The organism is Rhodoferax aquaticus (genome assembly GCF_006974105.1).
Taxonomy (GTDB): domain Bacteria; phylum Pseudomonadota; class Gammaproteobacteria; order Burkholderiales; family Burkholderiaceae_C; genus Allorhodoferax; species Allorhodoferax aquaticus_A.
This window is the reverse complement of record NZ_CP036282.1, coordinates 486,622-509,836: the sequence shown is the minus strand read 5'-3', so window position 1 is coordinate 509,836 and position 23,215 is coordinate 486,622. Positions and strand designations below refer to the sequence as shown.

At 53.4% G+C, this 23,215-nt stretch carries 17 protein-coding genes; 14 read left to right on the top strand and 3 right to left on the bottom strand.

What is annotated here, in order from left to right; all coding sequences use genetic code 11:
- The first annotated feature begins 81 nt into the window (after positions 1–81).
- The 9 genes from mnmA (at position 82) to EXZ61_RS02300 (ending at position 12,084) form a co-directional block, all read left to right on the top strand.
- Positions 82–1,209: a tRNA 2-thiouridine(34) synthase MnmA gene (gene mnmA / locus EXZ61_RS02340; RefSeq protein ID WP_142808646.1), complete on the top strand. Its 1,128-nt coding sequence runs from the start codon at positions 82–84 to the stop codon at positions 1,207–1,209.
- A gap of 153 nt (positions 1,210–1,362) precedes the next feature.
- Entirely contained in the window at positions 1,363–1,776 is a 414-nt protein-coding gene (gene bcsD, locus EXZ61_RS02335; RefSeq protein WP_168224675.1) for a cellulose biosynthesis protein BcsD, read from the top strand.
- An 863-nt stretch (positions 1,777–2,639) separates the two neighbouring features.
- Positions 2,640–3,404 carry a cellulose biosynthesis protein BcsQ gene (gene bcsQ, locus EXZ61_RS02330; protein ID WP_142808642.1) on the top strand — a complete coding sequence of 255 codons (765 nt, stop codon included), beginning with the start codon at positions 2,640–2,642 and terminating at the stop codon, positions 3,402–3,404.
- On the top strand, positions 3,401–5,557 hold the full coding sequence (locus EXZ61_RS02325) for a glycosyltransferase family protein (protein ID WP_142808640.1): 2,157 nt from the start codon (positions 3,401–3,403) through the stop codon (positions 5,555–5,557). Before bcsQ (EXZ61_RS02330) ends, EXZ61_RS02325 begins: the two co-directional genes overlap by 4 nt.
- 8 nt (positions 5,558–5,565) lie before the next feature.
- A complete protein-coding gene (gene bcsB, locus EXZ61_RS02320) occupies positions 5,566–7,974 on the top strand; it encodes a cellulose biosynthesis cyclic di-GMP-binding regulatory protein BcsB (protein WP_142808638.1) in 2,409 nt (802 codons plus the stop codon).
- 18 nt (positions 7,975–7,992) lie between these two features.
- The gene (locus EXZ61_RS02315; protein ID WP_142808636.1) at positions 7,993–8,667 is read left to right on the top strand and encodes a hypothetical protein; all 675 of its coding nucleotides are present in this window, start codon (positions 7,993–7,995) and stop codon (positions 8,665–8,667) included.
- Between the two features lie 68 nt (positions 8,668–8,735).
- Positions 8,736–9,485 carry a cellulose biosynthesis protein BcsQ gene (bcsQ, locus tag EXZ61_RS02310; RefSeq protein WP_142808634.1) on the top strand — a complete coding sequence of 250 codons (750 nt, stop codon included), beginning with the start codon at positions 8,736–8,738 and terminating at the stop codon, positions 9,483–9,485.
- A 64-nt stretch (positions 9,486–9,549) separates the two neighbouring features.
- Complete coding sequence (locus tag EXZ61_RS02305; RefSeq protein WP_142808632.1) at positions 9,550–10,935, top strand: MBOAT family O-acyltransferase; 1,386 nt, start codon at positions 9,550–9,552, stop codon at positions 10,933–10,935.
- Positions 10,936–10,938: 3 nt separating this feature from the next.
- Positions 10,939–12,084 carry an alginate O-acetyltransferase AlgX-related protein gene (locus tag EXZ61_RS02300; RefSeq protein WP_142808630.1) on the top strand — a complete coding sequence of 382 codons (1,146 nt, stop codon included), beginning with the start codon at positions 10,939–10,941 and terminating at the stop codon, positions 12,082–12,084.
- 74 nt (positions 12,085–12,158) lie between these two features.
- On the opposite strand, the gene EXZ61_RS02295 is transcribed toward EXZ61_RS02300, so the two are convergent.
- From EXZ61_RS02295 to EXZ61_RS02285, 3 genes are all read right to left on the bottom strand, one after another.
- Positions 12,159–13,073: an alginate O-acetyltransferase AlgX-related protein gene (locus EXZ61_RS02295; protein ID WP_168224674.1), complete on the bottom strand. Its 915-nt coding sequence runs from the start codon at positions 13,071–13,073 to the stop codon at positions 12,159–12,161.
- A gap of 147 nt (positions 13,074–13,220) precedes the next feature.
- Positions 13,221–13,934 (bottom strand): DUF4397 domain-containing protein, encoded by a 714-nt coding sequence (locus tag EXZ61_RS02290; protein WP_168224673.1) that lies wholly within the window; start codon positions 13,932–13,934, stop codon positions 13,221–13,223.
- 22 nt (positions 13,935–13,956) lie between these two features.
- Positions 13,957–15,822 carry a polysaccharide deacetylase family protein gene (locus EXZ61_RS02285; RefSeq protein WP_142808624.1) on the bottom strand — a complete coding sequence of 622 codons (1,866 nt, stop codon included), beginning with the start codon at positions 15,820–15,822 and terminating at the stop codon, positions 13,957–13,959.
- Positions 15,823–16,114: 292 nt separating this feature from the next.
- On the opposite strand from EXZ61_RS02285, the gene EXZ61_RS02280 reads away from it, so the two are divergent.
- From EXZ61_RS02280 to EXZ61_RS02260, 5 genes are all read left to right on the top strand, one after another.
- Entirely contained in the window at positions 16,115–18,070 is a 1,956-nt protein-coding gene (locus EXZ61_RS02280; protein ID WP_142808622.1) for a BcsE family c-di-GMP-binding protein, read from the top strand.
- 251 nt (positions 18,071–18,321) lie between these two features.
- Positions 18,322–19,644, top strand: a complete 1,323-nt coding sequence (locus EXZ61_RS02275; protein WP_142808620.1) for a tetratricopeptide repeat protein — start codon at positions 18,322–18,324, stop codon at positions 19,642–19,644.
- The gene (locus EXZ61_RS02270) at positions 19,638–20,993 is read left to right on the top strand and encodes a glycosyltransferase family 2 protein (RefSeq protein WP_142808618.1); all 1,356 of its coding nucleotides are present in this window, start codon (positions 19,638–19,640) and stop codon (positions 20,991–20,993) included. The genes EXZ61_RS02275 and EXZ61_RS02270 overlap by 7 nt, the downstream gene beginning before the upstream one ends.
- A 1-nt stretch (position 20,994) precedes the next feature.
- Positions 20,995–21,216, top strand: a complete 222-nt coding sequence (locus EXZ61_RS02265; protein WP_142808616.1) for a hypothetical protein — start codon at positions 20,995–20,997, stop codon at positions 21,214–21,216.
- Positions 21,213–23,105: a polysaccharide deacetylase family protein gene (locus tag EXZ61_RS02260; protein WP_142808614.1), complete on the top strand. Its 1,893-nt coding sequence runs from the start codon at positions 21,213–21,215 to the stop codon at positions 23,103–23,105. The genes EXZ61_RS02265 and EXZ61_RS02260 overlap by 4 nt, the downstream gene beginning before the upstream one ends.
- Positions 23,106–23,215: the final 110 nt, after the last annotated feature.

The following is a 23,215-nucleotide window of genomic DNA, read 5'->3' as shown; positions in this document are numbered from 1 at the left end:
CTAACCACGCAATAGCAACGAGCGCCAGCGCCCAAAGGAGGATGTGTTCTGCGGCTTGAGAGCTCCGTCTAAAATCGAGCCATGAATAAGCATCGCATCGTTGTTGGACTCAGTGGCGGCGTTGACTCGGCTGTCACCGCCTACTTGCTCAAAAAGCAAGGCCATGAGGTCGTCGGCATTTTTATGAAAAACTGGGAAGACGACGACAGCAGCGAAGAAGACAGCAAGTACTGTTCATCCAACGTTGACTTCATTGATGCGGCAGCCGTGGCCGATGTTTTAGGCATTGAGATAGAACACGTCAATTTCGCTGCGGAGTACAAAGACCGAGTGTTCGCGGAGTTCTTGCGGGAGTACCAGGCCGGTCGCACGCCCAACCCGGACATCTTGTGCAATGCCGAGATCAAGTTCAAGTCATTCTTGGACCATGCAATGCGACTTGGCGCCGAAAAAATTGCTACGGGCCACTACGCTCGGGTGCGGCACAACGTTGCGTCTGGATCCCATGAGTTGCTCAAGGGCTTGGACGCAAGCAAAGACCAGAGCTATTTCTTGCACCGATTGAATCAGGCACAGCTCAGCAAAACGATGTTTCCCGTTGGCGAGTTGCAAAAGACCGAGGTAAGGCGAATTGCCGACGAAATAGGCTTGCCCAATGCCAAGAAAAAGGATTCCACGGGCATTTGCTTCATTGGGGAGCGCCCCTTTCGAGACTTTTTGAATCGTTACATCTCAAAAGAACCCGGCCCCATCAAAGACGCCAAAGGCCGCACGATTGGGGAACATGTGGGCCTGTCGTTCTACACATTGGGACAGCGACAAGGACTCGGCATTGGCGGCCTAAAGGCCAAAGGAGCACAAAAAGGCGGTGGGGAGCATGCACCTTGGTTTGTGGCGCGCAAAGACATGGCCCAGAACACCCTGTGGGTTGTACAGGGCCACGACCATCCCTGGCTCTTATCGTCCCAATTGATAGCCCAAGACTTGAGCTGGACCACAGGACAAGCCCCGGCGGCGGGGGCTTATGGGGCGAAAACCCGCTACCGCCAAGCGGACGCAGACTGTATCTTGGACGCAACACACGCGGGCAGCATGGGTTTGCGGTTTTCCGATGCGCAATGGGCGGTGACGCCTGGACAATCTGCCGTGGTCTACGATGGGGACGTATGCTTAGGCGGTGGGGTAATCGCTAGCGCGGAAAAAACGTGACTTGGTTACCATGCAAATCAATTTGTGCGACTTATTACCCGTGCTGACAAGCACAGCGCACGTAACATATGGTTACAATAAATTTTTAAAGGGAGTGGCATCGCAATGGGGCAAGCAGGTTTAGAAGACTATTTCAGGGCACAACAAGTGTCTATGCAATGGCTGCCAGTACTTCGCGCACTGGCGCAACAGTTGGTGACACACTCCAGCGCCCAAGATTTGCGCGCTTTGTTTGTCAAAGTTGGATCGCAGTTTGCATCGGACGTGGAAGACCATTTCCAAGAAATCCAAACACTCTCCCAGCTGGAAGAAGCCCTCAACGGCCTGTGGGCCCAAACCAACTGGGGGTGGGTGACGCTTTCAGAAGCGGGTGGGGGCATCAGCATAGACCATGAAGCCGCTCCCTTGGCTGAGGCCTTTGGCGAAGAGTGCTTAGAGTGGAGCACAGGTTTGCTCGAGGGCTTCTACCAAAGTGTCTTTAGTGTTCTAGGTGCCAGCGACACCATGCGAGTGCGAGAGGCCAGTGCGCCGGAAGGTATGGCCGTTCACTTGCGCTTCGGACGCTAACTCAGTTACTTCACCAGGAGCGCATGCATGCAGACCCCCGGGGATAAATTTTCTAGCTTGTTTCGTTCGTTGGGACCTGATCAGGCCCCTTCCAAAACACCCAAAAATGCAGCGGTGCAGGACGTTGAACAGCGTTGGCCTCTATTCAAAGCCGTATCGCCGCGCACTGCAGCACAAACACCACCACTCTCCGAGCAAGATCGTCAACGTTGGAACAAGTCACAGCGCCCAGCGGGTGCAAGCACTAAGGCCCCTATTAGCGTGCCTAGTTTTAGTAGAAAGCTGGCGCAAGGCTTGTCCAAAATCTCCGAGCAGAGTTCATCGCATGCGGTGCGCGCGACCCCACAACAGGCAAAACTTGCTGCAAAAAGCAACACGAGGGAAGCCCCTGCGGAAGCTGCGCCGCGGCTCAAGGTGTCAAGTGCCAGGGCGGCAGAAAACACAGTGGTGCAGCCCCCTCCCACTGTAGAGACCCACTTTTTGGGCGTGCTGGAGTCAAAACCGGAACCCTCACACGTTCCCAAATCGCGTGTGAAGGCCACATCAGCGGCTCCGTCTGGGTCCCTTGGAGCATCGCTTACCCCGCCAGAACCACAAGCACCCACTGCAGTTCGCGCTGTAGCGAAGCGCGCCAACACTGGCAGTTTTCCGGGTGCCATCAGTGAGGCGCCTGCTGCTGCGAAGCCCACCGCAAAACTCCCTGCAAAGACAGAGACCTTCATGCCCAAGTTCGCGGCACCTGCGGCTAGCGCGGCCCCAGACAACTTGAGTGCCGTGTTCAATCGCCTTGAAGCGACCACCCAGCCAGCGGCTCAACCACTCACTAAGGCGAAACCCTCCTTTTTAAGGCGTTTGGGGCAAAGATGAGCGTTATTGGTGTAGTTTCCATGAAGGGCGGCGTTGGGAAGACGTCAGCCACTGCCAACTTGGCTGCGGCATTTGCTTCTTTGCTCGGTGCTGGTCGGGTCTCCGCCGTCGACTTAGACCCACAAAGCGCATTGCAATACCACTTTGGCCTGAGTAACGCGCACAACGAGGGTGTCTGCGCGCAGTCGTTACGGGGTGGCAGCTGGCGGGCTATTACCGAAGACAGTGCCTATGGGGTTGCCTGTCTGCCCTACGGTGCGGTCTCAGAAGTCGAGCGAGAAGACTTTGAGGCACTATTGGAACGCGATCCGCATTGGGTTGGCAAACAAATTCAACGCGCGGGTTTAGACGAAGACGCGGTGGTGCTCATTGATTCACCACCTGGTCCTTCTGTATACCTGAGGCAGGTGTTTGCTTGCGCTGACATCGTGTTGATTGTCTTATTGGCGGATGCTGCATCCTATGCTTCGATCCCCGCTATGGAATCGTGGCTGGTCGAGATGTCCCACAGTTTTCCGCAGGTCGACAGTGTCTACCTACTCAACCAAGTGGACCGCAGCGAGCCCTTGAACCGGGATGTTGCCGACATGCTGCGCCAGCAACTCCAGGACAAGCTGGCTCCGATCGGGATACATGCGGATGAAGCTGTGAAGGAGGCGTTGGCATTTCAGCAACCGGTGCTGATCTATGACCCACACGGCCAAGCTAGCCACGATATTGCCCGCCTAGCGAAATGGCTCATAGACGCGATCAATAGATGACTCCGCAGCTGTTGCTGTTTTTGTGGCGTGAACGCTGGGACAAACCGCAGAGCGAGCAGTTTGCTTTACCGTATGCACAAGGCAAGGTAACGCGATGGGGCCAACGCATCGGTGAGGCTGCAATTTGGGATCTTCCTGCTGCACCCTTCTGTATTTGGCTCGGGTGCAGCCTCTCTTTTGCTTTGCTTGTTTCTGCCGATCTTTCCCTGAACAGCCAGCTTGTGTTCGCCAGTGTGGTGCTCGCTGGCGCGTTCTATGTGCGACGCTTTGATGGAGAGTTGGTGAGCAATGCGCTCTTGTTCCTCTCCGTGGCCATGTCCTTGCGATACTTTGGCTGGAGAGTTGGGTCCACCCTGGCTCCAGACTTCAATGCGCACTTTGTAGCAGGGCTTTTGCTCTGCCTTGCAGAGTTCTTAGTTTGGATGCCGATAGCGTTACGAGCCACAAAAGCGGCCACTCCCATTCGGATTGCATCTGCCAGTCTGCCCACGAAGACTGCCGATTGGCCCACTGTAGACATATTCATTTTGTTAGGGCAAGACTCACTCGCTGACATCGCACATTGCGCTGCGCAAGTAAAGCAATTGAACTGGCCTCGCGCTACTTTGCAGTTTGTGGACACGGCGCACCGCGATGAAGTACAGGCGATTGCGCAAGCCGAGAAAGGCCACTACCTAGTGCTTCCAGATGGCCCAACCACAGCCCATGAGCAAATCAACATAGCGATCAGCGCCAACCCAAGCGGAGAAAATGCTGGTTCGCTGATTGCAGTGTTTGAAGCGCGCCATTGCCCTGCACCTACGCAGTGGAACAACGCTGTGGCGTGGTTTGCCAGCCATGGCAGTCTAGGTTTGCTCATGAGTCCCAAGAATTTTTTGGGAATTGCACCTTCTCAACAAGCCAGTGAGCAGCTCAATGGCGCTGCGGCCACTAATTTCGTCATGATTAGACGCGAGACGTGGGCCGCCTGTAACGCGCCTCGCGCGGGCCAATCTGACACAAGAAGACCTTGGTGGCAACAATTGGTTGCACATGGATATACAAGCGCCCATGTTGCCACGCCTGAGGTGGCTCAGGCGCATGGCTCAATGGGTGACAGCAACACCGCAGACCAAACTGCACACGATTTTTACGTGAGGCACACGAGCAGTACCTTTAAATACAAAGTGCATGCTTTCGTGGACGGCCTACTCGAAATGCTGAGCTTTTATAAGCCACTTACAAAGTTGATTTTTTTTCTGCTGCCTTTGGCTTACGCGTATCTCGGCATTCAAAGTGTGCAGGCAAGCGCTGAGTTATTCGCTGCCTTTTTGATTCCCCATTGGCTACTCAGCTATGCCGTTCACACACGGCAAACCTCGCACAAACGATTGCCGTTGATGTTGGAAGTGCGTGAAGTGGGACTGTCCGCCTCCATTTTGATACGGACCGTTGTTCTGACCTGTTACACAGCATTGCGCAGACTATTCCAACGCTTGTTTGCCCATTACGCCCCCACTGAGCACTTCTCTAAAGCGTACCCAATGCAGCTTACTAAGCAATGGCTGCTTTTAGGGATCTACGGTGGCGCGCTCTTTTTCATGCTCAAAGAACCCAGCTTCGCGGGCTTGAGCATTCAGTCGGCAGTCCCCATCTTTCTCGCCTGGACCTCGTACCGTTTTTTGCTTTGCATTGGTGCCATTGCCGTCGAAAACGAAGCCGAGCAGATCCAGCGCCATGCGCGCGGGTTGGTGCACCAAGACGGCATGCTCCGATTGCCAAATGGTCGCAGTGTCATCTGCACCACTGAGAATTTTCCGAGCACTCAACTCCGCTTGAGGCTCGCGTCTGAAAACAGGCTAGAAAACGCGACCGCCGTTTCAATTTCCGTGTTCAAAGGGTATGACGAGGTTTCGTTCCCGGCACATGTTTTGGAGTCTGACTCTTGTGTGCTCACTCTGGAAATTGAGCCGCACGCGCTACCAGACTACTTGGAGTTTGCCCAAGCATTGCGGGCGCGTGGCCCGAACTGGACACGCTGGCTCCCAGGGCGCAATGCAGACCAACTGCTACCAGCCTGGCTGTCCAAACTCCGCTCAAGATTCACAAACCTGATTTGGCACACCGGCAGCCGAATTGGAAATTTTTTTACAAATTTGCGCAAAGGCAAATAAGCTTCCATATGACATCCAAACTGTTCAGCTATCCGGGGTCTATTCCTAAGTACAAGATCGCCGCGGGACTAGGGGCCGTGCTTTTCAGCATTGCCACTCTCGTTTTTGCGTTGCCTGCGGCATCCAAGTCCCCGGGCGACAAGCCAGACACTCAAGTGGGAGCAGCTGACGCGGCCAGTGAAAAGACTACGCCCAAAAATGAGAAAAAGAGCAAGTCTGGCAAAGCCACCAAAGTGGCGGAACCCATTGAAGAAGTCATCGACAGTGCGAAGTCTGGCCCTAAGCAACGCGTGGTCTCGCTCACTTTCAAGCAAATGGGCGCTTGGTCTTCCATAAAGTTGCGTGGGGTAGATGGATACCAGTCTCTGCAATTTCCTGTGCGTGCTGATGAAGTGGTGGTCAGTGCGAAGCTGCGGATGGCCTACGATTATTCGCCTGCCTTGATCCCCGAACTGAGCCATTTGCAGATTTCATTGAATGAGCGCGTTGTAGCGGTAGAAGGCTTGCCGAAGGACAAGGGAGTGGGAAACTCCCGCGAGATCAACCTCGATCCGCGTCTTTTTGGCGACCTCAATAGCCTAGGCTTTAAGTTAATTGGTCACTACACGCGTCAATGCGAAGACCCGTTTCACTCTTCTCTTTGGTTGACCTTGAGTGACCTAGGGCGCCTGGAACTGACCTTGGCTCCGTTGTCCGTTTCTAACGACCTCAAAACCCTACCTTTGCCATTTTTGGACAAACGGGAAAATGCAGCACTCAAGCTTCCTTTTGTGTTTTCGGGGTCTCCTTCGTTTGGTACTTTAAAAGCGGCAGGGGTGGTGGCGTCTTGGTTTGGAATGCAAGCTGGAACGCGAGGCGCGCAATTTCCCACCACGTTAAACACATTGCCTAATGGCAATGCCGTGGTCTTTCTGCGTGGTGCTGACACCATCGAGGGCATCAAAGGGGCTGGAGTTTCCAATATTGCAATTCAGCCGCATCCCACCAATGTCCACGCCAAACTTTTGGTGATTTCAGGCGCAACTGAGCAAGACTTGCTGCGCGCAGCCAACACGCTAGCCTTGTACGCGCCGACCCTCACGGGCCAATCGGTCACCGTGACCAAAGAGGTAGAGCCCGCACCCCGCAAACCCTACGATGCACCGGCGTGGCTCCCGACAGACCGCCCAGTCAAGTTTGGCGAACTGGTGCGCCCAGATGAATTGCACGTGCAAGGATATTTCCCCTCTGTGGTGCGAATCAACTACCGTGTCACACCCGACCTGTTCACCTGGCGCAGTCCTGGCGCGCCCATGAAACTGAAGTACCGCGCAACCCGGCTTCCGTTTCACAAAAACTCCAGCCTCAACGTCAGCCTGAACGCCAACTTTATTGAAACGATCGCGCTGAACGCCAACTACCCATTGGATACCAAAACAGAGTTGACGCAGCGCCCCACTCAGGTAAGCAATGGTGCCACGGCTCTACGCGAGGAACGACTGGCGCTGCCACCCTACGCCGTAGGTGGTCGCAACCAATTGCAACTGGGCTACTTCTTTGACGTGATCAAAGAAGGCGAATGCATGAGCTTGCCGCCCGACAACCTGCAAGCCTCCATCGACGCAGAGTCCACATTAGATTTCAGCGGGTATCCACACTATGTTGCTTTGCCCAACTTGGCTTACTTTGCAAGTCTTGGGTTCCCATTCACGCGGTTTGCCGACCTCTCAGAGACCGCGGTCGTCCTCCCTGACAACCCTAATGCGGATGAAATGGGTGTCTACCTCGCAGTGATGGGGCGCATGGGCGAATCAACAGCTTATCCCGTGCTACGCCACTCGGTGATTTCTGCGGCAGAGGTAGACAGAGTTGCGTCCAAAGACCTGATCATCATCGGTTCTGGACGCAGTCAAACCCTGATGAGCAAGTGGGCGGATCATTTGCCTATGGTCCAACAAGATGGGGAACGCCGTGTCCGAGAACGACAGGAATCTTGGTGGCCTAGTTATCGATGGGAGCAAGAAGACGTCAATGCGCTCCCCGTGCCACCCGGCAGCGTAAACTTTTCGATCGCTGGCAGCCTAGCGGCCATGATGGGCTTTCAATCCCCCCTCCAAGCAACGCGAAGTGCCGTGTTTCTGTATGCTGACAAGGCCGGGGATTTGCGTAAGGTCTCAGAAGCATTGGTGGACCCAGAACGCATTCCAATGGTTCAAGGAGACTTTGTCGTAGTCGATGACAAATCTGTTAACCACGCACGCGTGAGTGAAACCTACTACCTAGGGTCTCTTGCCGTGACTAGCAAGATCCGGTGGTTCTTTGCGGACCAACCTATTCTGATGGGGCTTTTGGCGCTCTTTGTTGCAGTGCTGCTGGCTACTCTGGTCTACCGTATGGTCCGCAGGGTGCGCGGCAAACGCCAGCGTAAATTAAGCTAACTCTGCAGCCTTTTGTCCATGCGTTTTTTCGTTCTCTCCATCCTCGCCTTCTTTCTGACAAGTTTGCACGCGGAGGACTTAATGTCCAGCCAGTTGGCCGACCAAGCACGCCAATGGCATGAAAAAGGCCGTGATGACCTTGCCGCAGACTTGTGGAGAAAGATACTACGCGCTGACCCCAAGCATGCAGAGGCCAAAGCCAGACTAGCCGAGATCGACAATCCAATGCCTGCGCCAACGGCTGTGGCTATTCCTATGCAACGTCCGCCTGTCACCGAAACGAAAAAGCCACCAGAGACGCCCAAGCCCAAGTCGCTGAGACCAAAAGAAAAACCTACGCCGGATCTGATTGTCAAGAAGCAGGAAGAATCACCCCGGGCTGCACCGCCGCCGAAATCGCCCTCTGCGCCAGTCAAAGTGGCTAAGCTGCCAAGTCCGCCCCCAACCGTGTCAGTCGAAGTGGCGAAAGAAAAAGTGATGAAACGTGAAATCGTCCGAGGGCGCACCACGCTGGATGCTCGCTCGGTTTCCTTGCCAATCAGTAGAAGTATTTCTGAACCGCAACCCCCGTCACTCGGCATTGGGCCAGTACTGTCACCCTTAAGCCCTAACACAGCCCCCATCCCTGCGCCTGTCAATCCCGCGATGCTGTCCCAACCGGCAAGTGCAGTCACCCCTACCCAGAAGCGGTAGCGCAGAGAACGTCCACTTTTTTGTCAATACAGCATCTCCCACGGTTCCCAAGCACTCAACAACTCTCTATGCAAGTTATCGCCTTAATTTCTGGAAAGGGTGGCGTCGGCAAGACCACTCTAGCGGCCAATCTCGCTGTTGCCTTGGTTGAGCGGAAGAAGCGGGTATTGCTCATTGACCTAGATCCCCAGAACGCCCAACGTTTGCATCTAGGTATGGACCCGGATGAAATAGCGGGCTTGGTGCGCGAGGGCGTAGGGCCAGATTCCATTTTTGACAGCCCGTTTGGTGTCCGTTTTATTCCGTTTGGCCGAGTCACTGAAACTGAACTCGCCGAATTTGAAAGCGCGATCAAATTGGACCCCGATTGGATCGCGAATGGCATCCAATCTATCGGCGAAGACGTCTTCGACTATGTCATTTTGGACACACCACCTGGTCCTAGTGTTTTTCTCAAGCAAGCACTCACAGCCGCGCAGCGCGCACTGGTGGTCATCTTGGCTGACGCCGCCTCTTATGTGACGATCCCTAAGATCATCACTTTGGTCGAAGAATTTACCCAGGGCCGTGAAGATTTTTGCGGCATGCATTTGCTCATCAATCAAATGCCCGGCCAAAGCCAACTCGGACACCAAGTGCGCAATGCGCTGTACACCGAATACGGAAGCCTCATCGTGCCAGTGGCAGTGCATAAGGATCCGCGTGTATCCCAGGCCTTGGCATTCGAGCGTCCTGTCCTTCAGTTCGAGCCACACTGTAAGGCGAGCCTAGACATTCAGAGTGTTGCAGATTGGCTTTTGGCGAGCATGACCCCTTAGTGCTTCAAACTTGATTTGAGTTTAAAGACGTACGCACCAACTTCTCACAGAGTGAGGCAAGACAATGGTTTTTAGCTCTAACATTTTCCTATTTGCGTTTCTTCCGCTGTTTTTGGCAACCTATTACTGCATGCCAATGCGGGGACGATCGGCGCTTATTCTTCTATTCAGTTACGTTTTCTATGCGTGGTGGCGCCCCGACTTCTTAAGCCTCTTGGTGGGAGTAACGGTGCTGACGTATGCCATTGCCTTGGTGATGGACTACACACAAGACGCGGCGAAACGGTATCGGGTACTTTTCGCTGGCGTTGCGCTTAACCTTTGTGCTTTGGCGTACTTCAAGTACGCTAATTTTGGCATCGACAGCCTCAATACCGCACTTCTTGCGCTGGGGTTCACGCGCATTGAGTTCACCCATGTGCTCTTGCCCATCGGGCTTTCTTTTTACATTTTTCACGCCATCAGTTACTTGGTCGACATCTATCGAAGAGAGGCGCCCCCCGCCCGTAATCTGGTCGACTTTGCAGCTTTTATTGCACTTTTCCCGCACTTGGTGGCAGGTCCTGTATTGCGATACCACTTGCTTGCAGAACAGTTCCGCAGCCGAACCCACACTTTGGAAAAATTTTCCCAGGGCTGTGTCATTTTCATGGTCGGCTTCTGCAAAAAAGTATTGATCGCAGACACGGTGGCACCTCTTGCAGATGCGGCCTTCGCGGCCCCTATTCCCACCATGGCCGATGCTTGGCTGGGAGCTGTGGCGTACACCATCCAGCTCTTTTTTGACTTTAGTGGCTACACCGACATGGCCATCGGCTTAGCGCTAATGATTGGTTTCGTCTTCCCGGAGAACTTTAACGACCCCTATACCTCTCGCTCCATTACGGAATTCTGGAAGCGATGGCACATGTCTCTATCCAACTGGCTCAGGGAGTACCTGTATGTGTCTTTAGGGGGCAATCGGAAAGGCGTAGTACGTACGTATATCAACCTGTTCCTAACGATGTTGCTAGGTGGTCTTTGGCACGGTGCTAATTGGACCTTTGTTCTATGGGGGGCATGGCACGGCGGCATCCTAGCACTGGAACGCTATTGGCTAGAGCGCTTTAAAAGGCCACTACTGCCTGCCTGGCTTGGCGTAATCAAGACCATGCTGTTAGTCATGATAGGTTGGGTGATGTTTAGAGCGGTAAACCTCGCAAGCGCTGGAAACATGTTTGCCGGCATGTTGGGCATGCATGGTTTGGGCTTTAGCCCTGAAGTCAGTTGGCAGGTGAGCGCAGACAGGGTCGGCGTCTTGGTCGTCGGGATTGCACTAGTCTATGCAATGCCATGGCTACGTAAAAACAAGGGGGCATACGGTCGCTACCTTCTCGTCCCTTTGTTTGTATGGGCGGTTGCCACGCTGTCTTCGCAGTCGTTCACTCCCTTTCTTTACTTCCAGTTCTAACGTATGTCCAACCCTAGCACTGAAGCATTGCCTAAAGCTGGCCTCGTCTTCCAACACCACCATTTCGCAGCCGGCTGCTTCAGTATTGCCATGCTTGCAGGTGCATGGCAAGTAGCCCAAAGCGTTGTCAAGGTGGAATGGGACAAGCTGCCCAACACCGTGCTTGATTTTCGAGAAGGTCGGCTCACAGGCACCCTAGAAAAAAAAATCGACCACCAGATGCCGCTCAGGCCGACCTTGATCGCCTACGCCAACGCCGGTCGCTACATGATCACCGGTGGTGGTGGTGACCAAGTAAGAATTGGCGAGGACAATTGGCTTTTCCTAACCGAGGAACTTCGGTTTGAGAAGGATGCACAAGCGCACCTTAATGCACGTGTAGACATGCTTGCCTCAGCAGCTCAACAGCTCAAGGCCCAAGGAATTCCTCTGGTCATCGCGCTGGTGCCGGACAAAGCACGCATCTACGCCCAACATTTAGGCTATGCATCCTATCCAGATTTCAATGCGAGCCGCTATAGCCAATCGCTTGATCTCCTGCGCAAAAAAGGCGTGCCTACCGTTGACCTACTAACTGCTTTAAGCCAAGGCGCAGCACAGAACGAAGTCTATTACCGCACGGATACACACTGGAACCAAGAGGGGGGCAGTATTGCCGCCAAGGCCATTGCCAACGAGGTCAAAAAGCTCGCTATTGATGCCGAGATAACCACCTTTCAAACCCTAGAAACCGGTCCCCGCACGGAGCGTCCCGGTGACATTATTCGCCTGATGAGCCTTGACACCGTTCCTGCAGCCTTGCGGCCACGCTCAGATTTTGAAGTACCTGTCGCAACCCGACAAAGTAGCAAAGACGCAAGCGGAGGCTTGTTTGGTGAGGCCAGCGTACCCATTGTGCTCATTGGGACGTCCTATTCGATGCGAGGCAACTTTGCTGGGTACTTACAAGAAGCCCTGTCTCTTAAAGTCTTGAATGCAGCCAAGGAAGGTGGTGGTTTCCTACAAGCGGCCACCACCTACTTTGGGGATGATTCCTTTAAACAAAACAAGCCCAAGCTCATCGTGTGGGAAGTACCCGAACGCTTTTTGTACAGCAAACTTGAAAAAGAAAATACATGGGTGCAAGACGTCGGACTCACGCAGAAATGAAAAAGCCAGCGCGAAACAGCGCTGGCTTTTGAGTTGGGTGTTATTTGCTGAGCAACACCCGATGGGCAGCGGAATTACTTGAGCAAGTCAGTGATCTTCTGCAACCATGCAGCGTTATCCATGATGTAACGAGGGTCACGGAATTTGTTGTTTGGAGGGGAGCGTAATTCACGCTCTGGGATTTCCCAAATGATCAGCTTTGGCTGCCTTGTCTTAAACGCCTCATCTTTGAGATATGACTCCATGCCGAACCAAGGCCCTTGATCCACTGGCAAAGAAATGTCCAATAAGTCTCTTTGGAGCGTGAAGCGCAAACCATCAGGATAACCCGTCGCTTTGTTGGTGTAGCTGCTGCCAATGACGGTAATTCCTACGTTCTCCCCACCGTTTAGTAGATCCGCCTGTGACGCTTGGACACGGCTAACCTTGAATGGCAACACTTGCTCAGGGGCGTAATTCGCAGAACCTTCTGGCAAATAGCGGACCAAGTCTCGAGCTCGGGTATTGATCTTTCTTGCATTCCACGCCAAAGCATATTGCTCTTCTTTTGTAGCAGCTAATGCTGCTTTGAGTGCTGGAGTGGCGTCAATCAACGATCTAACCGTTTCTGCAGCTAACATGGCGCCAGAAGGCGACCAGTGTGTATCCAGGCGCAAAAATAATGGCGTATCACTGGTGCGATGTGGACTCTTGAGAAAAGCCTCGTTCAAATTCACCACGTTGACACCGCCGCTACGCAACGCTTTGACCGCGTTGTCATATTTTTCATTGGTGTACGCATCAAGTGGTTTGTCTACAGGCAACTTATCCGCGTGGATGCGTATTTTTGAAGGCACGATGACCAGTGCCAGTGCTACGCCCTTACGCTCAAACAGCTTGTTGGCACTTTGCAGCAACTGAAGCGTAGCGGAGGTATCTTGGGCATCAGCAGGCGTTGCAAACTCATAGGGAGTGAACAACCATTCGTCCTTGCCAAACAAAACGGGCACGCTGTCTGCGGCGTGCGCTGACATCACTCCAACGGCGAAACCGAGCACCGTGGAGCGCAAAAAATGCTTAAAGCGACTTGTTTTCATAGTGTCCTTGAGAGGGCGTAAAGAAGGTTTAGATCAATTTTAGTGGTCTAGTGTGATGGACTACTTACCGGTGTAAACCTCGGTCTTGTTTTGCACATGGATAGACGTCATCTTGCCTGCGCCATCGGACATCAAGAAAACACTGTACGCACCTCCTTGGGCCATCTCTAAGGGAACCTTGGTTTTTGCTTGCTTGTCGCCAGCTTTAGCGGCAACTAGTTCAACCGCGATCGGATTGACCTGTATCGCCATCGAAGTTCCGTACCCCAAGGCACTAAAGACTTTGGTGTTGCCATCGGCCGTCATCACATCGACTGATGGTGTTTGGGCATCTAACTGGTATACCGTGAGCATGGCCTTCAACTTGTTCGTGCTTGATTTATCTTCAAACACTATCGGCACCGTGCCAGTCTTATGTGCAGGAAAGCTCAGCGTCAACGATTTGCCACGCACTACGTCTAACCCAAAAGTTACCAACGCGGAGTCTTTAGATGCTGGATGCAAAGCAATAGTGTGCTTGCCAGCACTGAGCACCATGTAGTCACCGACTTGGCCAAAGTTCAACTTGGTTGCGCGGGCTTTTCCATCGACGACAACATCAATAGCGGCAGCGCCCTTGACACTGTGCAGCACCCTGACGTAGGCGGAATCGGCGGGTGGCTCAGGGTCGTAGAGCGTTCCTGCGGGTTGCGCAAACGCAAGCAGTGCCCCCACAGAAACGAAGGAAACCAAGGCGGTACGCAGAATCAAACTGACAGTATGGAGGTTTTTCATAGGGGGTACAGGTGGAAAAAAATCATTTGGCGGTACTGCCGGTCGCCTTATCAAAGTAGACATACCACTGATACATCCCGGGCGCTAAGCCGTCGATTATCACTGCTGAGCGCCAACTGTCCAACTTCAACAGCCTTGGTACCGGAACGTTGGAGCCCACAGAAACTAATCGCAGCGAACTACTAGTGTCGGGGGCATTGACAAGTATCGATACAGGATTTTTGAGGGGCAATCCAGCGCTTACTGCAACTGAAAGTATCGGAGCCACGGGACCTGAGTTCAAGCGCGCACTCAGCCGTTCGCGCTCTCGCCACCAATCGGCCACTTGACCGCCACTAGCCATCCAAGTACGCGTCTTCTGCTCTTTCAGGTAGTCAAAAATTGCGTCCAGTTGATCTGGTGCCAGCAGAGTTTGATTTGAGAATCTGACAAATGAAACTCCCCCCATTTGAAGCGAAAGAGCCAGCTCATCCAAAAACGCTTGGAGTCCGTCTTCCGCATCTGGATCATCTAACCATTCTTCAGGACCGGTCTGTGTATTCGGTATGCCCACCAAGGATTTTGAAGATCCTTCCGCAGAGCCAATGACAAAGGGCAGTCGTGTCTCTGTATCCGCTGAATTGCCAATGTAATGACCAAAGCCTTTATCGGCTGCGACTTTTTGAGTGGTTGCATCCGCCGAACCCATAGGAGGACGAAAGCCCGGAGCCACCCCAGTGTCCAGACCTACATCGCCCAGCTTCTTCTGCATAGCCTCTAGACGCCGCATCTGAACGGCAGCGGTCTGGCCTTGGAATCCCTCAAATTTATCGGCGAGATAGGCTAGCTCATGCCCCTTGGACTGCAGTTTCTTGGCGGTTTCAACCGATTTGGCGACTGGATCTGTCAACAAGTAATAGCTCGCACGACCGCCTACATCCTCTAACCGCTTGGCAAAAGCCACATCTCCACTAACCAAGACATCAGCAGAATCAACCCCCGTTACGAAAGCACTGGTGTAGGGGGCCGGCCAAGGGGACAAGTACGCATCGGGCTGGCGAAGTAGCCACATCAACGCGTTATGCGCTATGGCCTCGAGCACTTTAGGGTCAGCTGTCTGCCAAAGACGCTCTGGGTACCCTAGAACGACAGAGCGAGAACGCGCGCCACTGGCTTGCGCACGTTCGTCATAAGTAATCACAGAACTTGGTTTATCTGGGACAAACGTACGCGACCAAGGCATCATGTTGGCGGCTGCATTTTTTCCCACTAGGGACAAGGGATACCAACCCTTTACCCTCTCCAGCCATACCCTTAAACCAGCTGGCAGGGTGTGACTCACCGGGGTACTGCCATGCATGATCATGAACCCATCATCAGCAGCCGGTTCTGTGGTGCCCACTACTTTGACACCCAACGTGGACTCCATGAACTCAAAACCTAGCCAAGTACCTTGATCACTACGCACACCTGTTAGCCAGGTGCTGAGCACACTCCCGCCCTGCTCTCTGTAGGCAGCAATGGCTTTTCGCTCGGCCTCTGACAACGCCGCCGCACTTGGCAGCAAGAGGACGCCTAGGGGTGCCTTTTCAAGTTGTTCTATAGTGGTCAGCTGCTTATACGGAATTTTGTACTTTCGCAAAAGTACTTCCCATGCGCGCGCATTGGTAGTGGCATCCAAGCCTGCTTTCGCAAAGTATGCCTTGTTGCTGGCAGATGCGTACAGCGTTACTACTTGGGTAAAGCTTCCTTTGAATACGGGTACCGCCACGTTAGAAGTAGTTGCGATTTTGGGAGCGGTGCTAACCGTTGCTGGCGTGCTCAAGGCTTGCTTGGGGTCAATCGCCGCCTTTAAAAAGAAGCCAGTAGGAACAAAGAAACCTGGCGGAGGGATGTCTACCAGTGGCACAGGTCCCTGTTTAGCCGGTTCCACCTTCGCCTGCTCAGATTTACTAGGCTCCGCTTTTTTAGGGGTAGAACATCCGGATAACAGCGTCACCCCTATCAGCAGACCCAACATTGTGACCCGCATGCCTTGGGCCGTTAATGAACTTAAGCTACAAAACATGTAAAAGGAACCCGCAGTTTTGTGACATCGTTCTTGAAGACGCAATATAGCAAACTGCATAATCCGACCAAAGCAGGTTAAATGTGATTAAAATAAATTGTAACAATTTGCAAATTTACTTGGCTATACCATTATGACCGACCCCGCTGCGCCGAATATTCCCGTTGTCCGCGTTGGCGTTAGCGGCCTGCCAAATCTCACCGACAGCATGACGATTGGCGGAGCCTATGTGCTTGTAGCAGAGACCCCATCGGCGCGCTTTCCTTTACTCGCAGCCAGTCTTTCCAGCGCCCTTGAGCAAGGCTTGCCGTGCACCGTGATAGTGCCCGCCAACCCAGAGCAGTTTATCCAGCGCATTGATTCCTTTGTGCCTTTGGACGCCGTGACTTTGATCGCGAATAAGAGCCTTCAGCTTTTTGTCATGCAAAACGAATTCTCAAAAGCCATGTTCCGCTTTGGGGCCGACGCTTTTGCAGAGGAGATGGAAGAGTTCGGAATTCCCGAGAATAGCTACCTCATATTTGACCAAGCCGATGAGTTGCTCAGCCTGCACGACATTTCTTTGGCGTTGGAGCAAATTAGCGTTCTTGGGAAGTGGTTTGCACAAAGGCGAATTACCGCGCTATTGGTTTTCTCTAGGGTTACAGAGGCTAACGCGGGAACCATCAACGCCATCATGGACAACTTGTCTGGCATTGCCCGTTTAGGGGGTGACAAAGATGGATTGGAGTTAACCTTTGACTATTGGCAGTCTCCGGAAGGTGCTATTGCTGCTAGGCACTATATTTTGCTCACTGATGAGCTGGGTTTGTACCAAGCCAGCACAAAATCAACGCCGCTCGAACTTGTATCGGAGTCAGAACCAAGCAGCCGCACTGACGCACCGGACACGGCGAGTGCCCGGGTTTTTTACATGGATCCCGATTTGGGATCATTGGCAAAACTCACACCGGGCGGATGGCAATACGCAGACACGCTAATCGGCATGATGCATGCCAGCAGGAACCTGCCCACCGCCACATGCATTTTGAGCTTTCAGCATGACACCAATCTACGCCAACTTGCGGAGGCCATTCACACCCTCCGCCTTACCCTAGGTCGCAAAGCCCTCCTTGTTGTCCAAGAGAAAGGAGCATCTTTGCGCTATCAGAATGAAGCTCTGCTCCTACGTCTAGGCGTGAATCTGGTCATTCACCGCGATGTACCGACATCGCGCCTAACTTTGCTACTTGAATCCATTCGAGGCCAAGTCTTCAACCGAAACGTAGACATTAACTTTGAGGCAGCCCTTGCGAGTGTGGTGCCGACGATGCTTCGAGGGTATTTGATGCCCACCCATTTTGTGCGCGAGGTTGAAACTATTTTCAAACGTTCCGCCACGCTAGATATTCCCTGTGCCTTGATTATTGGCACCCCTCTACCCGATACACCAATGGAAGACCTGTTGGGGAATATCGCCCTGTCAAGACCAGGTGACTTATCAACGGCTAGTGAATCTGAATGCTTCATTTTCTTGAATGCTTGCCCGCAATCCGTGTTACTGGCGACGGTGGAGCGCATCGTACATGGCGCAATAGATACCGTATTCGCAGACGTCAAATTTTTGGTGCATCGCGATGAAATCAACACTGAACTGGCAGCTATGACGCGCAGCGCTGCACTGGGTTCAGTTCCGGACTACACCGAGATTTCTCGCACTTGGGTTGCCGCATTACCTGCTACAGGCTCATCGGTGCCAAACGTACAGCAACCCACACCTTCGCACGTGTACTTGGACAAACTCTCGACAGCCCCTATGGGCAATGGTGTGTCGGCGACAACAGCGCCCGCACCAACAAGTCCCCGGTCCGACGTCTCTGACCTTCGTTACATCCCCCCGGAGTCGCCCCATGTTTTGACAGATGGCGAGTGGACAAGGGAGGAAGCCACCTCCACAAATGCCAAGCCAGACACACTTGGGCAGGCAACTTCGTTCGGCCGACATTCTGCACCTCGGGCCAAGCGCAGTTCAATCGCGAGACCCCAGAGTCCCCACGGCAGCGAAGCGACAGAGGGTACTAGCTTCCTGGGTGTCAACATCCGCCACTGAAACTTGCAACCAATGTCCATGCAACAATTGCTGCAAGGGTCACTTAGACCTATCACCATCCTGCCTCCATTCATCTAATCCATTGGCTTTTCTGCCAATGACAGCAACTTCCGCAACGACCTATGTCCAAAATTTATCACCTGCAGGGGCATCCAACACACAAGCACCACCGCTACACCCAACGTGAAATTGCGTGTGCACTTGGCCTCGTTTGCCTACCGTTGACTGGTTTCGCGCAGGGTGGAGATACTTTGCCAAGTTCCTTGCTGAACCGCCAAAGCGTTACTACCCCGGTCGGAAGTGCTTTACAAATTGCACCATTCAAATACGTTCCACCTCCAGGAAACACCGCAGTCGAAGTACAAAGCGCCGAGGAACCCAGCGGCCCCAAACGCAGCGCCACACAACAGCGGGTCGTAGACCTCAGCAACGCGGGCAACTACAAAGCCGCGAGCCAAGTCGGGGTGGAACTGCTAAAAAACGAAAAAGCAGACGATGCGCTACAACTCATCATCGCCAACAGTTTGGCATGGACAGGACAGCTAAAACAAGCCATACCTGCCTATGAAAAGCTTACCAAAGGCGAACTTGCCAATGCGGCCAATATTGGTTTGGCCAACATAGAAAACTGGCGGGGCAACCCCGAAAAAGCGGCTCCCATGTTTCGTGCGGTACTTGCCACCGAACCCAACAGTACCGACGCGATAGTCGGCTTAGCCCAAGCCGAACGTGAATTGCGGCCCAAGACATCACTCACTTTCGGCGGAACTAAGGACTCATCCGTCATCGAAAGCCGAGTCGCCACCCTCAACCATCGGTGGCGTGATGAAAGCACCATGAATGTCATGGAAGTTGAGACCAGTGGCGTTCGCAACTGGAAAGACGAGAACCAAACAGACCAACGCGATGTAACCTTTCGCTACCAAGCTTTGGGCCTTGAGCTAAAGCCCAGCTTTGAAATCAGCATGCCTACCAAGGCCGACCGCTCGCTGTATGGTGGTGTGCGCTTAAGCTTCAACGATGCCCAAGAAACACTAGATTTCGGCTACATCAACTGGAGCAAAACCACCGTCAACCCCGATGGTTTGGCTGCCAACTTGGGGGCATCGCGCATTGGTGCTGGCTCTCGCAGAAACTACCCATTCGGCGATGTTTCAGCGAGGGTTGATCTGTACTCTATCTCAGACTCCAACCGGATTTGGACTGCCAATGTGCAACTCAACTCCTCATGGCGACCTGTAGGAAACAACGTCAAACCGTTTATTGGCGCAGAAAACAGAACTGCAACGTTCAATACCAGCAATTACTGGTCCCCCATCAATGGCTCAGGAACACTTTACGGAGGTTTGCTCGGTGAATGGGGCGTGGCGGATTGGAGTCTGTATGCCTCAGCCCAACTCTCCATGCCAATTTACGGCGACGCAGGTTCGGGTTGGGCGGCGTCTGCAGGCGGAAAACGCTGGATCACATCGGACATTGCACTCAGCATGAACCTGTGGGCGATGTCGAGCTGGCGAGATAGTGCCACCTACCGCTCACAAAGTGCCAATGTGACCGTGGAGAAACTTTGGTAAGCAAACAAATCTCTCGCTACCTGTGGGCTGCCCTGGCAGTACTCGCAGTTGTAGCTGTGCTGGGGTATAGCTACCAATCCGTCACGGAGGCGAAAGGGTCGTTTGCGGTCCTGCTAGAGAGTTACGTGCTGTCTGCCGTCACGTTTTACCTGCTGGCGTTCCTGGTGCTTCTGGTGATCCGATACGGAATCATGATCTTCTATTCGTTCATGGACCATTTGGAAACCTTGTTTGAACGGCGCACAGCACCCGTGGCCTTGCCGCGTGAAGACAGTTCACTGCCCATGGTTACTCTGGTGGTGCCCGCTTACAACGAAGGTATCGTCATTCAGGCAGCCATCCGCTCCTTGCTGGAACTGGACTATCCCAATTTCGAAATTGTGGTGGTGGACGATGGATCTACGGACGACACGTATGAAAAAGCGCTTGAGGTAGCCCGAGAACAGAATGACATTCCCGTTCGCGTCATTACCAAGCGAAACGGCGGAAAAGCAGAAGCACTCAACACTGGAATGACTGCTGCACGCGGCGAATTCATTCTCAACATGGACGGCGACTCCAAGCTATCGCGCAACACCTTGCGGGTGTGCATTCGGCACTTTGACAACCCCAAAATTGGTGCTGTAGCAGGCAACGTGAAAGTGATTAACCGCGAGAACATGCTCACCAATATCCAAGCGCTTGAGTATGTGGAAGGTTTGGCCATGGCCCGCAAGGCGCAGAGCTTTCTGCGCATCGTCAACATCATTCCGGGGCCGCTGGGGATGTTTCGCAAGTCGGTGTTGCAGCAAGTAGGCGGCTACGACCATGACACGTTTGCCGAAGACTGTGACCTCACCCTCAAAATGCTGATGCATGGCTGGCACATCGCCTATGAACCCAGCGCTATAGCCTGGGTGGAGACGCCTAGCCGCCTGCTGGACTTGCTGAAACAACGTTACCGTTGGACCCGCGGTATTTTGCAAGCCACTAGCAAGCACAGCCACGCACTTTGGCAACCCCGCAAAGCCGGAATTAACTGCTTTATCCTGTGGTTCATGCTTTTCGAAGGGATCATGTGGCCTTTCTCAACCATGCTAGGCAACCTTTTCTTTGCTTACGTGGGTATTCAGTACGGATTGGCAACCCTGCTGTTTTATTGGTGGCTGCAGCTGACGGTACTGGATGTCGTAGCGGCAGCCTATTGCGTGGTGATTGAGGAAGAAGAGCCCGAACTGATCTTTTATGCCGTTATGTTTAGACTTTTTTACATCAACATTATTGACGTTTCAAAAGTTTTTGCCACGATCGAGGAATGGCGCGGCAAAGCCATGACCTGGGGAAAACTCGAGCGAGAAGGAAAACTCTGACATGGATCTTGTATCAATACTAGCAACCGTTATCTTGGTAACGACCATCGGCACGATGGTCATTGGGGTAGGCGCCTACTACGCCTTCAAACTGCGTGACAAACGTAAGCCCAACAAGAAGAAAGCCGACGACACCCTCGATGACACGGGTAAGAAGGAGCCCGTTTTCCTCAATCGCTACGTACCGCAAGCAGTCCCACCCACTCCCCCTGAGCAGCCATGAAACCTAGGTCCGCCACGGCTGATGGAATAGACGCGCCAAATTTCGTAGACAACCGCAGACCGCGTCCTTTTTTTAAGCGCTTTGGTCCCTACTTGCACGTGTACATCGTGCTGGGGTTTGGCTTGCCCGCGTTGATCTATCTCACCGTCATGCAGATCATGGGCTGGCGCACGCCTAGCTTTGGTATCCAAGGCGCACTTTCGTATATTGCAAGCAGCAGCGACACCGTGGTGCTGTACACCTCGCCCAATACCAAGACCTATTTCGATGGAATAGGTGGCAAGTACGAAGTACTGGTGGTGCCATGGCGCAACTACTTTGCTGCCCATAAAGTCGACTTCAAAGAGGTGAGCGACGCAGCCCAACTGCGCAAGCAAAAAGAAGGGGTCCTCATTCTTCCTTCAGCATTGTCATTGGGGCCTGATGAACGCGCGGAGATCGCGGCATTTCGCTTACGCGGGGGGGCTGTTTTGGCCACTTGGGCGACAGGCACACGCAATAGCCGAGGAGAATGGGAAGGTTGGGCATTTATGGAATCGCTGGGCGCAAAGGCAACCGGAGAAATCGCACCCGATAGCGGCATCAACCATCTCATCATGAATGGCGAATCCCCCGTGTCGCACACCCTTCCTGCAGGCCAGCGTATCTTGATGAGCAAGACCTCGGAGGCCTTGCTCCGTTTCAAAGGCGATATGGTCGCTGGCCGCTTCATGAACTGGGCTCGGATCACGGATGACGGGCTGCGAGATGAAGGCGCTGTTTTGTACGCAGAGCAAGACCCCACACAAGGACGCACCGCGGTGTTTGCCTTTGCTGAGTCCACATGGGAATCTCACCCTCAAGAAACCTACGCACTGATCGACGACACGCTCAAATGGCTACAACGGCAGCCCACTATCGTACGGTCCGCTTGGCCCAATGGCAAACAATCTGCCCAAATCATCGCCATGGACACGGAGCAAGGTTTTGAAAACGCGGTCCCTTTTGCCGCCATGATGAAGTCGCTGGACTACCCGAGTACGTTTTACATCCTAACCTCGGTAGGAAAAGCATTTCCTGACATCGTGAGTCGCCTGTCCAAAGAGTTCGAACTGGGGTTTCACGGTGACACCCACACAGGCTTCAAGAACCAAACCGAAAATGTACAAGAGGACCGCATACGTAACATGCGGGCAGACATCGCCCCTATAGTTCCCAATGCAAAAACCATGACAGGTTTCAGAGCGCCTACCGAAGCGTACGACGCGACGACCGAGCGCCTGCTGCAAAAAAACGGGTTCCGACACCACACAGCAGATCCCAACCGCACCGAAGCGCGCCTGCCCATTTTCGCGGAAATGCCAGATATTGAGCCCGAAGACCGTTTGGTGGTGCTCCCGCGCACCCAGCGGGATGACATTAACCTCTATGGGGAGAAGCTCAGCAGCGAGCAGATTGCCAAGGTCTTAGTAGACGATGCCAATTTGGCTGCAGATACAGGTTCTTTAGGGCTACTCAGCATTCATAGTCAAAACTTTGGACCAGACAGTGCGTTGACCAAGGCAATGCCCAGTCTGCTCGTCAACCTCAAACAAAGGAAGACGCAGTTGTGGTTTGCCTCGGCTGGCCAGGTGACGGACTGGTGGCGCGAACGAGACCGCTTCAAGCTCTCCTCCAAGAACAGCAGCAAGCGCTTGGAGTTCAACATCACCGTGACCGGTCAACAGCCCGTCAAAGGCGGGAGCTTGGTCATCATGCTCCCCCAAAAAGGCTTACTCCCTACCATCGGTTCAACCAAAATTGGACTGCCCTTACCTAAAGTCTCTCGGATCGACGAATACAGGGCTTCCGTCGTATTCGACTCGCTCAACCCTGGCAATTACTCATACCAGGCCACGTTCACCCAGTAGCAAACAAAGCACTGCATGGGCTCGCTGGGACATAGCGACATTAGCGAGCCACAAAGGAAAGGGCACATCGCATTACGCCATGTGCCCTTTGTCATTGCCCCCGATCCGCG

Coding starts and splice junctions, on each gene's coding strand:
- EXZ61_RS02315 (WP_142808636.1), top strand. CDS start 7,993: ATGCGTTTTTTCGTTCTCTCCATCCTCGCCTTCTTTCTGACAAGTTTG.
- bcsQ (WP_142808642.1), top strand. CDS start 2,640: ATGAGCGTTATTGGTGTAGTTTCCATGAAGGGCGGCGTTGGGAAGACG.
- EXZ61_RS02325 (WP_142808640.1), top strand. CDS start 3,401: ATGACTCCGCAGCTGTTGCTGTTTTTGTGGCGTGAACGCTGGGACAAA.
- bcsD (WP_168224675.1), top strand. CDS start 1,363: ATGCAATGGCTGCCAGTACTTCGCGCACTGGCGCAACAGTTGGTGACA.
- bcsQ (WP_142808634.1), top strand. CDS start 8,736: ATGCAAGTTATCGCCTTAATTTCTGGAAAGGGTGGCGTCGGCAAGACC.
- EXZ61_RS02260 (WP_142808614.1), top strand. CDS start 21,213: ATGAAACCTAGGTCCGCCACGGCTGATGGAATAGACGCGCCAAATTTC.
- EXZ61_RS02265 (WP_142808616.1), top strand. CDS start 20,995: ATGGATCTTGTATCAATACTAGCAACCGTTATCTTGGTAACGACCATC.
- EXZ61_RS02300 (WP_142808630.1), top strand. CDS start 10,939: ATGTCCAACCCTAGCACTGAAGCATTGCCTAAAGCTGGCCTCGTCTTC.
- EXZ61_RS02305 (WP_142808632.1), top strand. CDS start 9,550: ATGGTTTTTAGCTCTAACATTTTCCTATTTGCGTTTCTTCCGCTGTTT.
- EXZ61_RS02290 (WP_168224673.1), bottom strand. CDS start 13,934: ATGAAAAACCTCCATACTGTCAGTTTGATTCTGCGTACCGCCTTGGTT.
- EXZ61_RS02280 (WP_142808622.1), top strand. CDS start 16,115: ATGACCGACCCCGCTGCGCCGAATATTCCCGTTGTCCGCGTTGGCGTT.
- mnmA (WP_142808646.1), top strand. CDS start 82: ATGAATAAGCATCGCATCGTTGTTGGACTCAGTGGCGGCGTTGACTCG.
- bcsB (WP_142808638.1), top strand. CDS start 5,566: ATGACATCCAAACTGTTCAGCTATCCGGGGTCTATTCCTAAGTACAAG.